The following is a 13,340-nucleotide window of genomic DNA, read 5'->3' on the forward strand; positions in this document are numbered from 1 at the left end:
ATCCGGCTGCCCATCAGCCCCGCGAAGGCGGACTGCTTCTTGCGGTTGAAGTCGCCCTCGAGGCCGTGGCCGATCGCCTCGTGCAGCAGGATGCCCGGCCAGCCGGGGCCGAGGACCACGTCCATCACGCCCGCGGGCGCCGCCTCGGCGGAGAGGTTCACCACCGCGATCCGCAGCGCCTCGCGCGCGACCGCCTCCCAGTGCTCGCGCGCGAGCAGGCCGGTCAGCCGGATGCGCCCGCCGCCGCCCGCGGTGCCGGTCTCGCGGCGGCCGTTCTCCTCGACGATGATCGAGACGTTGAGGCGCACCATCGGCCGGATGTCGGAGACGCGCGTGCCCTCGGGGCGCAGGATCACCACCTCCTGGTGCGAGGCCGAGAGGCTGGCGCTCACCTGCACCACGCGGGGGTCGAGGTCGCGGGCGAAGGCGTCGATCTCGCGCAGCGTCTCGAGCTTCACGCCGAACTCCGCGTCCGCCATCGGGTCGGCGTCGGTGTAGAGGTGCAGGTTCGTGCCCGCGGGCCCCTCCGCGAGGATGCCGCCGCCGTCGCCCACGGCGAGGCGCGCGGTCTCGGCGGCGCGCAGCAGCGCCGCCTCCGAGATCGTCGTCGAATGGGCGTAGCCCGCGACCTCGCCCTTCACGGCGCGCAGGCCGAATCCCTCCGCCGCGTCGTAGCTCGCCGTGCGCACCCGCCCGTCGTCGAAGACCAGCGCCTCCGACCGGCTCCGCTCGAGGAAGAGCTCGCCATCCTCCGCCCCGTCGGTCGCCGCGCGCAGCGCGCGCAGCGCGGCGGCCTCGTCGAGATGCGTTTCGAAGGGACGGAAAGGGTCGGACATGGGGGAAGGCTCCGCTGCGCTCGGGACCCGGAAAATGATCCAGGTCAAATTCGTTCCGGGTGAGACATTTTTGACCAATGCCTTGGTCCCCGGCTAGCTATATGGTCCGGTCAGCTTGGAACGCAACGGTTCGGCCGGTCGAGGGGCCTCTGCACAGGACGCAGGGGGGCGAGGCGGCGACCGCGAGACAACAGGACAAGAGCGAATGGCACTTCGGACGAAGATCGGCGGCCTGTGGGCCGCATTCGGCGCAAGCATCGCAGCAGGTGCCGCATCGGCCCAGACGCAGGGCCTGCGCGAGGGGCTCGAGGTGATCGGCGCGCCCGAGCCCGGCGGCGTGAACTTCCAGACGGGCGTGACCTCGGTGGCGCAGGACATCCGCGCGCTCGACACGCTGCTCCTCGTCATCACGGCGGCGATCGTGCTCTTCGTGACGGCGCTCCTGATCTGGTCCATCCTGCGCCACAACGCGCGCGCCAACCCGGTGCCCGCGACCTTCACGCACAACACGAAGATCGAGGTGACCTGGACGGTCGTGCCGCTGCTCATCCTCGTGGTGATCGGGGCCTTCTCGCTGCCGGTCCTGTTCCGCCAGCAGACGATCCCGCCGGCCGACGTCGTGGTCAAGGCGACGGGCTACCAGTGGTACTGGGGCTACGAATACCCCGAGCACGGCATCTCCTTCCTCTCGATCATGCTGTCGGAGGACCAGCTGGCCGAGTACGGCTACACCCGCGACGAGTTCCTGCTGGCCACGGACGCGGCCATGGTCGTGCCGACGGGCCGGACCGTCGTGGTGCAGGTGACGGCGGCCGACGTGATCCATTCCTGGACGGTCCCCGCCTTCGGCGTGAAGCAGGACGGCGTTCCGGGCCGCCTGGCCGAGCTGTGGTTCGAGGTCGATCCGGGGCAGGAGGGCGTCTATTTCGGCCAGTGCTCCGAGCTCTGCGGCGCGGCGCACGCCTACATGCCGATCACCGTCTTCGCGGTGACGCCCGAGGAATACGAGGCCTGGCTCGCCGGCGAGGCGCAGGAATTCGCCTCCGTGGGCGGCATGCGCGCGCCCCGGACGCTGGAACTGGCCGCGGCCGAGTGACGTGACGGCGGGGCGTCCGCGCCCCGCCCGGCGGGTAGCGGCGGGACGGCTCCCGCCCTACATTGACGGGAACGACGAATGACCGACGCGACGACCAACAGCGGCATCGAGACCGGCGCCCCCGAGGCCCGGTTCGGCGACTACGTGCTTCTCCTGAAGCCGCGGGTGATGTCGCTCGTCGTCTTCACGGCGCTCGTCGGCCTCCTCGTCGCGCCGGGGTCGATCTCGCCCATGGTCGGCTTCACCGCGATCCTGTTCATCGCGCTCGGGGCGGGCGCCTCGGGCGCGCTCAACATGTGGTACGACGCCGACATCGACCGGATCATGAAGCGCACGCGCGGCCGCCCCGTGCCCGCGGGCCGGGTCGAGGCGGGCGAGGCGCTGTCCATCGGCGTCGCGCTCTCGGCGATCTCGGTCGCGATGCTGGGTCTGGCAACGAACTGGGTCGCGGCGGGGCTTCTCGCCTTCACGATCTTCTTCTACGCGGTCGTCTACACGATGTGGCTGAAGCGGGCGACGCCGCAGAACATCGTCATCGGCGGCGCCGCGGGCGCCTTCCCGCCGGTGATCGGCTGGGCCGCGGTGACGGGCGACGTGGGCCTGGCACCCCTCCTGATGTTCGGGCTTATCTTCATGTGGACGCCGCCGCACTTCTGGGCGCTCGCGCTGTTCATGAAGTCCGACTACCACGAGGCGAAGGTGCCGATGCTGACCGTGACCCACGGCCGGGCCGAGACGCGGCGCCAGGTCTGGATCTACTCGCTCCTCCTCGCGCCGGTCGCGGTGGGCCTCGGCCTGACCTCCGTGGGCGGGCCGGTCTACCTCGCCGCCGCCATCGTGCTGAACGCGATCTTCCTCCGCCACGCCCACGCCGTCTGGCGCCGCGACGAGGCGGCGGCCGAGGCCGACGCCTACGCCACCGAGAAGCGCCTCTTCCGCTTCTCGCTCTCCTACCTCTTCCTTCACTTCGGCGCGCTTCTCGCGGACGGGATGCTGCGCCTGACCGGCCTCTGGGGGGCCTGACGCCATGCCGATCGCCGAGACCCACGAGTTGCACCGCCGCCGCTTCGGGCGGAACGTCGGCGTGGCGCTCAGCCTCGTCTTCTTCGCCGCCATCGTCTTCGGCCTGACCATCGCCAAGATCCGCGAGGGCGCCTCGATGGAGGCCTTCGACCACCAGCCGCGCGTCTCGATCACGCCGATCGTCGGGGAGGGGCAATGACCCGGGACCAGAAGGTCGTCGCGAAGCTCCTCGGCGTTGCCGTCTTCATGGGCGGCCTCGCCTGGGCGTCGGTGCCGCTCTACGACTGGTTCTGCCGCGTGACCGGCTTCGGGGGCACGACGCAGGTGGCCGACCAGGGCAGCGACACGGTGCTCGAGGAGACGATCCGCGTCCGCTTCGACGCCTCGCTCGCCCGCGACATGCCCTGGCGGTTCCGCCCCGTCGAGCCGCACATGGACGTGCGTATCGGCGAGACGGGCCTCGCCTTCTACGAGGCGCACAACCCGACCGACCGCCCCGTGGCGGGCACGGCGAGCTTCAACGTCGCGCCCTTCGAGACCGGGCCCTACTTCGTCAAGATCGCCTGCTTCTGCTTCGAGCTGCAGGTGCTCCAGCCCGGAGAGACGGTGCTGATGCCCGTGACCTTCTTCGTCGACCCCGAGATCGTGGACGATCCCGAGACGGTCGGCATCCCCGCCATCACCCTGTCCTACACGTTCCACGTGACGGACATGCCCGAGGACTACGCCGCGCTCGGGACCGGACAGGCTCCGGCCGCCGCGGCCAACAACTGACGACCCACCCGGAGGGACACCGCCATGGCCAGCGCCAAGAGACACGACTACCACATCCTGCCGCCCTCGATCTGGCCGCTCATGGCGGCGGCGGGGGCCTTCGCCATGCTCTTCGGCGCGGTCAACTGGATGCACGGCTCGGGGCCGTGGCTGTTCCTGATGGGCTTCGCGGCGGTGCTCTACGTCATGTACGGCTGGTGGGCCGACGTGGTGGTCGAGAGCCAGCAGGGCGACCACACGCCCGTCGTGCGGCTGGGCCTCAAGTACGGCTTCATCATGTTCATCATGTCCGAGGTGATGTTCTTCGTCGCCTGGTTCTGGGCCTTCTTCAAGCACGCCCTCTACCCGATGAACACCTACGAGGCCTCGGCCTACGTGCCGCCCGAGATCTACGCGGTCGATCCCTTCCACCTGCCGCTGATCAACACGCTCGTGCTGCTCCTGTCGGGCTGCGCGGTGACCTGGGCGCACCATGCGCTGGTGCATGGCGGCAGCCGCAAGGACGTGGAGCACGGCCTCGCCCTCGGCATCGTGCTCGGCATCGCCTTCACCGGCCTCCAGGCCTTCGAGTACTGGGAGCTGATCGCCCACAAGGACTGGACCTTCGGCGGCGACAAGTTCTTCTCGACCTTCTTCCTCGCCACGGGCTTCCACGGCCTGCACGTGATCATCGGCACGATCTTCCTCGCGGTCTGCTGGTTCCGCGTCCGCGCGGGGCATTTCACGGCGGAGAAGCACATCGGCTTCGAGGCGGCGGCCTGGTACTGGCACTTCGTCGACGTGGTCTGGCTGTTCCTCTTCCTCGCCGTCTACATCTGGGGCCAGGCCGTCGTGATCGCCTGAGCCGTGGTCAGGGGGGCGCTGCCCCCCGCCTTCGGCTCCCCCCGGCGGTATTTGGGGAAAGATGAAGACCGGAACGAAGACCGGCACGAAGACCGGGATGACGATGAGGGGGCCCGCCGCGAGGTGGGCCTTCGTCCTTTCGCGGAACGGAGCGGCGCGATGCTCAGGCGGATGATCTGGCCTCTCGTCTTCGGGATCGGGGGCGTGGCGATCCTGGTGTCGCTGGGCGTCTGGCAGGTGCAGCGCCTCGCCTGGAAGGAGGGAATCCTCGCCGGGATCGAGGCGCGGATCGCGGCCCCGCCCGTGGCGCTGCCGGAGGCGCCCGACCCCGAGGCCGACGCCTACCTGCCGGTCGAGGCGACGGGGAGGCTCGGGGAGGACCACGTGCGCGTCCTCGTCAGCCGGCGCGGGCAGGGGGCGGGCTACCGGGTGATCTCGGCGCTGGATACGGGGCAGGGGCGCGTGCTGGTGGACCGGGGCTTCATGCCGACCGAGGGGGTGCCGCCGCTGCACGCGGGACCGGTGACGGTGACGGGGAACCTGCACTGGCCCGACGAGATCGACGGCTACACGCCGGAGAACGACCTGGCGCGGAACATCTGGTACGCCCGCGACGTGGGCGCACTGGCCGCGCGGCTCGGGACGGAGCCCGTGCTGATCGTGGCGCGCGCGCTCTCGGTGCCGGACGCGCCGGTCGAGCCGCTGCCGGTGGACACCGCGAACATCCCCAACGACCACCTGAACTACGCCATCACCTGGTTTTCCCTTGCCCTCCTCTGGTTGGGGATGACACTCCACCTACTCTGGCGTATCAGGCGTCGGACGATCTGAAGGATGCCCATGCGCTACGTGTCCACGCGGGGGAGGGCCCCGGAGCTGACATTCGAGGAGGCGATGCTGACCGGCCTCGCGCGGGACGGCGGGCTCTACGTGCCGGCCGAGATGCCGCGCATGTCGGCGGGCGACATCGCGGCGCTGGCGGGCCTGTCCTACGAGGAGGTCGCCTTCCGCGTCATGCGGCCCTTCATCGGGGACGCCTTCAGCGACGACGAGTTCGCCGGGCTGATCGCCCGGGCCTATGCGGGCTTCGGCCACGAGGCGCGCGCGCCGCTCAAGCAGCTCCAGCCGAACCACTTCCTGCTCGAGCTGTTCCACGGGCCGACGCTGGCCTTCAAGGACTTCGCGATGCAGCTCATCGGCCAGCTCTTCGAGGCGGCGCTGACGCGCGCGGGCGAGCGGGTGACGATCGTGGGCGCCACCTCCGGCGACACCGGGTCCGCCGCGATGGAGGCCTTCCGGGGGCTCGACGCCGTCTCGGTCTTCATCCTCTTCCCGCATGGTCGCGTCTCGGAGGTGCAGCGCCGCCAGATGACCTGCGTGAGAGAGGGCAACGCCCACGCGCTCGCCATCGACGGCACCTTCGACGACGCGCAGGCCCGCGTGAAGGACATGTTCAACGACTTCGCCTTCCGCGACCGGGTGCGGCTGGCGGGGGTGAACTCGATCAACTGGGCGCGGGTGCTGGCGCAGGTCGTCTACTACTTCACCGCCGCCGTCAGCCTCGGCGCGCCGCACCGCGCGGTTTCCTTCTGCGTGCCGACGGGCAATTTCGGCGACATCTTCGCGGGCCATGTCGCCAGGGCCATGGGCCTGCCGATCGAGAAGCTGATCGTCGCCACGAACCGCAACGACATCCTGCACCGGGCGCTGTCGTCCGGCGACTACACCCCCGAGGGCGTGGCGCCGACGATCAGCCCGTCGATGGACATCCAGGTCTCGTCCAACTTCGAGCGCGCGCTCTTCGGCGCCTACGGGCGCGACGGGGCGGCGGTGGCGCAGCTCATGGACGAGCTGAAGGCGGGCGGCTTCCGCATCAGCCAGGGCGCGCTCGAGCGGCTGCGCGAGGACTTCGCCTCGGGCCGCGCGGGCGAGGAGGAGACCTCGGCCATGATCGCGCGGGCGCGCGCCGGGATGGGCGAGCTTCTCTGCCCGCATACCGCCGTCGGCGTCCACGTGGCGCAGGGCTTCACCGGGGCGACGCCGCTGGTGACGCTCGCCACCGCCCATCCGGCCAAGTTCCCCGACGCGGTCGAGGCCGCCACCGGGCTCAGGCCGTCGCTGCCGCCGCGCATGGCCGACCTCTTCGAGCGGCCCGAGCGCGTCACGCGCGTCGAGAACGACCTCGCGGCCATCGAGCGCCTCATCGAGGCGCGCATCCCGGAGGGCGCCTTCGCGTGAGTGTCGAGCTTCACACCCTGTCGAACGGGCTGCGCGTCGTGGTCGAGCCCATGCCGGGCCTGCAATCGGCCGCCATCGGCCTCTGGGTCAGCGCGGGCGGCCGCCACGAGCGGGCCGAGCAGAACGGCATCGCGCATTTCCTCGAGCACATGGCCTTCAAGGGCACCGCGCGGCGCAGCGCGCTCAGGATCGCCGAGGAGATCGAGGATGTCGGCGGCTACATCAACGCCTATACCTCGCGCGAGGTGACGGCCTACTACGCGCGCGTCCTGAAGGAGGACGTGGCGCTGGCCGTCGATCTCATCGCCGACATCGTGCTGAACCCCGCCTTCGATCCCGCCGAGATCGAGGTGGAGCGCGGCGTGATCCTGCAGGAGATCGGCCAGGCCGCCGACACGCCCGACGACATCATCTTCGACTGGCTCCAGGAGGAGGCCTATCCCGGCCAGCCCCTCGGGCGCACCATCCTCGGCCCGGCCGAGCGCGTGCGCGGCTTCTCGCGGGCCGACTTCGACCGCTTCGTGGCCGAGCATTACGGGCCGGGGCAGCTCATCCTCTCGGCGGCGGGCGGCGTCGATCCGGGCGAGATCCTGCGGCTGGCCGAGGCCGCCTTCGGCCATCTGCCGGCGAGCTCCCCCGCGACGCCCGAGCCGGGCCGCTTCGCGGGCGGCGAGAAGCGGGTGGTCAAGAAGCTCGAGCAGGCGCATTTCACGCTGGCGCTCGAGACGCCGGGCTACCGCTCGGACGACATCCACACCGCGCAGATCTACGCGACCGCGCTCGGCGGCGGCATGTCCTCGCGCCTCTTCCAGGAGATCCGCGAGAAGCGCGGCCTCTGCTACACGATCTATGCCCAGGTCGGCGCCTTCGACGACACCGGGCTCCTGACGATCTACGCGGGCACCTCGGGCGGGCAGCTCAAGGACCTCGTGGGCCTGACGCTCGACGAGATCCGCCGCTCGGCCAGCGACATGACCCCGGCCGAGCTCGACCGGGCGCGGGCGCAGATGAAGGCGGGGCTCCTGATGGGGCTCGAGAGCCCCTCGGCGCGGGCCGAGCGCAACGCGCGGCTCGTGGCGATCTGGAACCGGGTGCCGCCGCTCGAGGAGACGGTGGCGCGCATCGACGCGGTGACGCTGCGGGGCCTCAGGGACCACGCGGGCGCGCTCGCGGCCTCGGGGCGGGCGGCGATGGCGCTCTACGGACCCGTGCGGGCCGCGCCCGACCTCGACCGCGTGAGGGAGCGTCTGGCGGCGTGATGCTGGGCCGCAAGCGGCATCTGCGGATCGAGACCGACCGGCTGAGCCTGCGCCTGCCGCGCCACGCCGATTTCCGGCCCTGGGTGGCGCTGCGCGCCTCGAGCGAGCCCTTCCTCAAGCCATGGGAGCCGTCCTGGGCGCCCGACCACCTGACGCGCAAGGCCTTCACCAACCGCGTCTACTGGGCGCAGCGCGCCATCGCGCAGGGCTCCGCCGTGCCGCTCTTCATCCACCGCAGGTCGGACGAGGTGCTGCTCGGCGCGATCACGCTCGACAACATCCGGCGCGGGCCCGCGCAGGCCGGAACGCTCGGCTACTGGATCGGCGCGGCCCATGCGCGCCAGGGCTACATGCGCGAGGCGCTCGAGGCGGTGGTGCACTACGCCTTCCGCACGCTCGAGCTCTCGCGGCTGGAGGCCGCGTGCCTGCCCGAGAACGCGGCCTCGCGCGGCGTGCTCGAGAAGACCGGCTTCAAGTACGAGGGCGTGGCCCAGAGCTACCTGCAGATCGACGGGCGCTGGCGCAACCACGTGCTCTACGCCAATCTCAGGTCCGACCGGAGGGGGCGCACCGATGTCGGATGAGGCGCCCGGAAAAGCCGGCTTTTCCGTGCCGGAAAACCTGCGTTTTCCGGCCCGTTTTCCTTCGGAAAACGGCACGGGGAGGAGACAGTCATGACCGAAGCCCTGCTGGCCGCGGGCCTGCCCGCCTCGACCCTGCGCGACCCCGAGCCGCGCTACCTCGAGGAGCCGCGCGGCCGCTGGCAGGGCCGGGCCGCCGCCGTCGCCGCGCCCGCCTCGACCGGGGAGGTCGCCGCGATCGTCCGCGCCTGCGCCGCGACCGGCACGCCCGTCATCCCCTATGGCGGGGGCACCGGCCTCGTCGGCGGGCAACTCGCCGAGGGCGGCACGCCGCCCCTCGTCCTCTCGCTCGAGCGGATGCGCGCGATCCGCGCGCTCGACGCGGAGGCGGGCACGATGACCGTGGAGGCCGGCGCCATCCTCGCCGATGTCCACGCCGCCGCCGAGGCCGAGGGGCTGATCTTCCCGCTGACGCTCGCCTCGCAGGGCTCGGCCCGGATCGGCGGGCTCCTCGCCACCAACGCGGGGGGCGTGAACGTGCTGCGCTACGGCAACGCGCGCGACCTCTGCCTCGGGATCGAGGCGGTGCTGCCCGACGGTTCGGTCATGCACACGCTCTCGGGGCTCCGGAAGAACAACATGGGCTACGACCTGCGGCACCTGCTGATCGGGGCGGAGGGGACGCTCGGCGTGATCACGGCCGCCACGCTGCGCCTCTTCCCGAAGCCCGCCGCGACGGGGGCGGCGCTGATGGCGGTGCCCGACCCGGCGGCCGCGCTGGCGCTCCTCCGCATGGCCCGCGCACGGATCGGCGAGGGCGTCTCGGCCTTCGAGCTGATGCACCGCACCGGCCTCGACTTCCTGCGCGAGGTGGGGCCGGAGGTGAAGCACCCCTTCGACGAGCCGCCCGAGTGGATGGTGCTGATCGACCTCGGCCTCGGCCAAGGCCAGAGCCCGGAGGCCGCGCTCGAGGATCTCTTCGCGGAGGCCTTCGAGGCGGGCCTCGTCAGCGACGGCCTCGTCGCCCAGTCCGAGGGCCAGCGCTCCGAGTTCTGGACGTTGCGCGAGACCATCCCGCTCGCCAACCGCAGGATCGGCGCGGTCTCCTCGCACGACATCTCCTTCCCGCTCGCCGCGATCCCGGCCTTCATCGAGACGGCGCCCGCGCGGCTGGCCGCGATCGGCGCCTACCGCGTCAACTGCTTCGGCCATCTCGGCGACGGCAACCTGCACTACAACGTCTTCCCCATGCCCGGCCGCAGCCGCGCCGACCACGAGCACGAGCGCGGCGCCATCAAGCGCGCGCTCCACGACCTCGTCCACGAACTCGGCGGCTCGGTCTCGGCCGAGCACGGGATCGGCCGGCTCAAGGTCGACGACCTCGAGCGCTACGGCGACCCCGCCAAGCTCGCCGCCATGCGCGCGATCAAGACCGCGCTCGACCCGAAGGGGATCATGAACCCGGGGGCGGTGCTCAGGGGGTGAGGGGGGGATGAAGGTCCGGTGGGCGGACGGAGCTGCCGTCAGCTCAGTTCCGTCCAACGGCGTTTAGCGCTTGTCACTCTGCCAGATTGGCTTGCCCGGACCGGCACTGCCCGGAAACTGATAGCCCATGTGTGTTACGGTATCGATCACGGAACAGATTAAGTCGGTCACATGAGCCTGCACCTGCGACAAGTATTCGATACCAATCTTGTCGGCAAACTGGACGATTCCGCCGGTCGCCCGATCCTTTTTGGAGAAGCGCGGAAGCGACTTCCCTTCATTGTCGGGCAACATCCAACTTCCGTGACAAAGAATATTCCGTAGTTCCGCTGCTTTCTTAATGTCGGCGACAAGTTCACCTATATTTTCTGTCGAACGGTTTGGGTTGGCAGTAGCCGCACCTTCAAACTCATTAGCCAATTCCCAGAGTCGCATAGTCATTACCTTTTCAAGCCTCTTTCCCCACTGTTCAACCGCCCTTTTGGCGTCTTCCCGCGCAACGGGTGTTGTTCCAGTGAGCGAAAAATAGGCCTTCTTGAGCGTGTCTTCCAAGAAGCCGAACGAAGCAATTGCTCGCCCGAGATGCTCCCAAAATTCCGGAGCATGTCGATGAGTGGGAAACATCTTCGGAAGGCTTTCCCGATCGATGATCGCTCTAATAACAGATTCGTCGTCGCCCATGATTACCCCTCAGAGTGATTTTTCTGTTTTGCCTAGCTCTTATCTTTTCCTGCCACGACTGCCGAATACGTTACCCCCGAGCCAACTTCCAGTGCTCGCATGTCACATCATTGGTCGATTTGGACTCCAAACCGACCTTCGCCGCGCCCAGAACCTCCGCCCTCAGCCGAGCAGCCGCGCGACCAGTCCGCTCGCCGGGTCGGCCAGCGCCTCGATGATGGAGAAGTGGTCCTCGCCCGCGAGGTAGGCGTCCGCGATGTCGGCGCCGGCGCGGGCCCAGGTCTCGGCCAGGAGGCGGGTCTGGCGCATCAGTTCCGGGCGTTCCCCCGCGCCGACGACGGCGTGGAGGCTCACGCCCGGCCGCGGGGCGTGGAGCGCGGGGCTCTCGGCCGCCGCCTCCGCCTCGGTCAGGCGCAGCACTTCGTTCATCTTCGACAGCATCAGCGGCCTGAGGTCGTGGATGCCGCTGATCGAGAGCACGCGGTCGACGCGCGCGGCCAGCGCCTCGGGCAGCGGCCCGTCCGTGCAGGCCATGCGCGTGACGAGGTGCCCGCCCGCCGAATGGCCCGCCAGCCGGATCGGCCCCGCCACACGCTCCGCCGCGGCGCCGATGGCCGCCGCGACCTCCCGCGTGATCTCCGCGACGCGCGCCTCCGGGGCCAGCGTGTAGCTCGGCATGGCGACGGCCCAGCCCTGCGCCCGCACCCCCTCGGCCAGATGGGAGAAGAAGCTCCGGTCCATCCGGTGCCAGTAGCCGCCATGGACGAAGACGACGAGGCCGTGGGGCGGCGTCGATCCGGGGCGGAAGAGGTCGAGGCGGTTGCGTTCCCCCGGTCCGTAGGCGAGGCCCAGCTCCGCCAGCCCCTCGGCCGCGACCACCTCGCGGAAGGCCCCCGCCCGCGCGGCCCAGAGCGCGGGGAGGGCGTCGCTGCCGGGCACGTAGCCCGAATTGTCGAAGGCGTCCGTCCAGTCGATCATCACTCCCCCCGCATGAACATCGGCCCGCCCCGCCAGCGCGGGAAGGCGTAGCCGTTGACCATCACCACGTCGACCGCCTCGGGGGAGGCGGCGATGCCCTCGGCCAGCAGCGCCGCGCCCTCCGCCTGCATCGCGCCGAGGATGCGCGCCATGATCGCGTCGGCGTCGAAGCGCCGCCGCGCGATGCCCTTCCGCGCCGCCTCCGCCTCGATCAGCGCCGTCACCCAGGGGTCGACCGCGCCCTTCGGGTCGGCCGTGTAGTCGTACCAGCCCCGCCCGGTCTTGCGCCCGAGACGCCCGGCCTCGCAGATGCGGTCGGCGATCTCGACGTAGCGCGCCGCCGGATCGCGCGTCGCCGCCTGCCGCTTGCGCATCGCCCAGCCGATGTCGAGCCCGGCGAGGTCCGCCATCTGGAAGACCCCCATCGGGAAGCCGAAGCCGCGCATCGCCGCGTCGATCTCCTGCGGGAGCGCGCCCTCCTCCAGCATGAAGTCGGCCTCGCGCCGGTAGGCCGACATCACGCGGTTGCCGATGAACCCGTCGCAGACGCCCGCGGGAACGGTGATCTTCCTCAACCGCTTGCCGAGCGCCAGGCCGGTCGCCAGCACGTCCGGCGCGGCTGCCTGCGTCACCACCAGTTCGAGGAGCTTCATGACATGGGCGGGCGAGAAGAAGTGGAGGCCGATCACGCGGGACGGATCGCGCGTGCCCGCCGCCAGCGCGTCGATGTCGAGATAGGAGGTGTTGGAGGCGAGGACCGCCCCGGACTTCGCGACCCGGTCGAGCTGCGCGAAGACGGCGCGCTTGACCGTCATGTCCTCGAAGACGGCCTCGACGATCAGGTCGCAGTCGGAAAGCGCGGCGTCGTCGTCGGCGACCGTCAGCGCCGCCTCCGCCGCCCGGCGCGCGTCGCCCGACAGGAGGCCCCGCGCTGCGCTGTCGTCGAGGATGCCGAGGACGCGGGCGCGGCCCGCCTCCGCCGCCTCCGCGTCGCGCTCGACCATCGTGACCGGCAGCCGCGCCAGAAGGCAGGCCGCCGCGATGCCCGCGCCCATCGTGCCGCCGCCGACGACGCCGATGCGGGCGAGGGGGCGCGGCTCGGCCCCCTCCGCGCGGGGGATCTTCGAGACGCTGCGCTCGGCGAAGAAGGCATGGCGGAGGGCGGCGGATTGCGCCGAGTCGCGCAGGGCCACGAAGGCCTCCCGCTCGGCGGCGAAGGCGGCGTGCGCGTCCATGGCAAGCGCGCGCTCCACCGCCGCGACGGCGGCCACGGGCGAAAGCTGGCCGCGCGCCTTCCGGGCGATCGCGTCCTTCTGCGCCGCGAAGGCCGCCGCGTCGGCGGGCGGGATGGCGGCGCGCTGCATCAGGGGCATCGGCATCTCTCCGATCGCGCGGGCGAAGGCGCAGGCGGCCTCGATCAGGTCGCCCTCCGCGATCCGGTCGATCAGGCCCATCTCCAGCGCCCGGGCCGCGTCGACGGGCTTGCCGCCCGCGATGAGCGACAGTGCCCGGTCGGCGGGCACCGTCCTCCTGCCGCGGCTGGTGC

14 protein-coding genes are annotated in these 13,340 nt (G+C 70.8%); 10 read left to right on the forward strand and 4 right to left on the reverse strand.

Translation table 11 applies throughout. From position 1 onward, the window contains the following. Positions 1-836 (reverse strand): TldD/PmbA family protein (locus tag ACTS11_RS00605; RefSeq protein ID WP_442638418.1); only part of this gene is annotated, 836 nt, incomplete at its 3' end. Positions 837-1,041: 205 nt separating this feature from the next. Between ACTS11_RS00605 and coxB the strand changes: the two genes are divergently transcribed. The 10 genes from coxB (at position 1,042) to ACTS11_RS00655 (ending at position 10,135) form a co-directional block, all read left to right on the forward strand. Continuing rightward, a complete protein-coding gene (gene coxB / locus ACTS11_RS00610) occupies positions 1,042-1,932 on the forward strand; it encodes a cytochrome c oxidase subunit II (protein WP_442638419.1) in 891 nt (296 codons plus the stop codon). A gap of 78 nt (positions 1,933-2,010) precedes the next feature. Then, positions 2,011-2,955 carry a heme o synthase gene (gene cyoE, locus ACTS11_RS00615; RefSeq protein ID WP_442638420.1) on the forward strand — a complete coding sequence of 315 codons (945 nt, stop codon included), beginning with the start codon at positions 2,011-2,013 and terminating at the stop codon, positions 2,953-2,955. Between the two features lie 4 nt (positions 2,956-2,959). Beyond that, a complete protein-coding gene (locus ACTS11_RS00620) occupies positions 2,960-3,154 on the forward strand; it encodes a hypothetical protein (RefSeq protein WP_442638421.1) in 195 nt (64 codons plus the stop codon). After that, positions 3,151-3,729 carry a cytochrome c oxidase assembly protein gene (locus ACTS11_RS00625; protein WP_442638422.1) on the forward strand — a complete coding sequence of 193 codons (579 nt, stop codon included), beginning with the start codon at positions 3,151-3,153 and terminating at the stop codon, positions 3,727-3,729. Before ACTS11_RS00620 ends, ACTS11_RS00625 begins: the two co-directional genes overlap by 4 nt. Positions 3,730-3,753: 24 nt before the next feature. After that, on the forward strand, positions 3,754-4,572 hold the full coding sequence (locus ACTS11_RS00630) for a cytochrome c oxidase subunit 3 (protein ID WP_442638423.1): 819 nt from the start codon (positions 3,754-3,756) through the stop codon (positions 4,570-4,572). Between the two features lie 159 nt (positions 4,573-4,731). Further along, a complete protein-coding gene (locus ACTS11_RS00635) occupies positions 4,732-5,403 on the forward strand; it encodes an SURF1 family protein (RefSeq protein WP_442638424.1) in 672 nt (223 codons plus the stop codon). A 9-nt stretch (positions 5,404-5,412) separates the two neighbouring features. Continuing rightward, positions 5,413-6,810, forward strand: a complete 1,398-nt coding sequence (gene thrC, locus ACTS11_RS00640) for a threonine synthase (protein ID WP_442638425.1) — start codon at positions 5,413-5,415, stop codon at positions 6,808-6,810. After that, the gene (locus tag ACTS11_RS00645) at positions 6,807-8,069 is read left to right on the forward strand and encodes a M16 family metallopeptidase (RefSeq protein WP_442638426.1); all 1,263 of its coding nucleotides are present in this window, start codon (positions 6,807-6,809) and stop codon (positions 8,067-8,069) included. Before thrC ends, ACTS11_RS00645 begins: the two co-directional genes overlap by 4 nt. After that, a complete protein-coding gene (locus ACTS11_RS00650; RefSeq protein ID WP_442638427.1) occupies positions 8,069-8,653 on the forward strand; it encodes a GNAT family N-acetyltransferase in 585 nt (194 codons plus the stop codon). The genes ACTS11_RS00645 and ACTS11_RS00650 overlap by 1 nt, the downstream gene beginning before the upstream one ends. Positions 8,654-8,743: 90 nt before the next feature. Next, positions 8,744-10,135 (forward strand): FAD-binding oxidoreductase, encoded by a 1,392-nt coding sequence (locus ACTS11_RS00655; RefSeq protein ID WP_442638428.1) that lies wholly within the window; start codon positions 8,744-8,746, stop codon positions 10,133-10,135. Between the two features lie 63 nt (positions 10,136-10,198). Here ACTS11_RS00655 and ACTS11_RS00660 read toward each other — a convergent pair whose 3' ends face one another. The 3 genes from ACTS11_RS00660 to ACTS11_RS00670 form a co-directional block, all read right to left on the reverse strand. Further along, on the reverse strand, positions 10,199-10,816 hold the full coding sequence (locus ACTS11_RS00660) for a hypothetical protein (protein ID WP_442638429.1): 618 nt from the start codon (positions 10,814-10,816) through the stop codon (positions 10,199-10,201). 162 nt (positions 10,817-10,978) lie between these two features. Next, positions 10,979-11,794 (reverse strand): alpha/beta hydrolase, encoded by an 816-nt coding sequence (locus ACTS11_RS00665; protein ID WP_442638430.1) that lies wholly within the window; start codon positions 11,792-11,794, stop codon positions 10,979-10,981. Beyond that, positions 11,794-13,340 (reverse strand): 3-hydroxyacyl-CoA dehydrogenase NAD-binding domain-containing protein (locus ACTS11_RS00670; RefSeq protein ID WP_442638431.1); only part of this gene is annotated, 1,547 nt, incomplete at its 5' end. The genes ACTS11_RS00665 and ACTS11_RS00670, both read right to left, overlap by 1 nt.

The organism is Roseicyclus sp., assembly GCF_052168335.1.
GTDB lineage: Bacteria > Pseudomonadota > Alphaproteobacteria > Rhodobacterales > Rhodobacteraceae > Roseibacterium.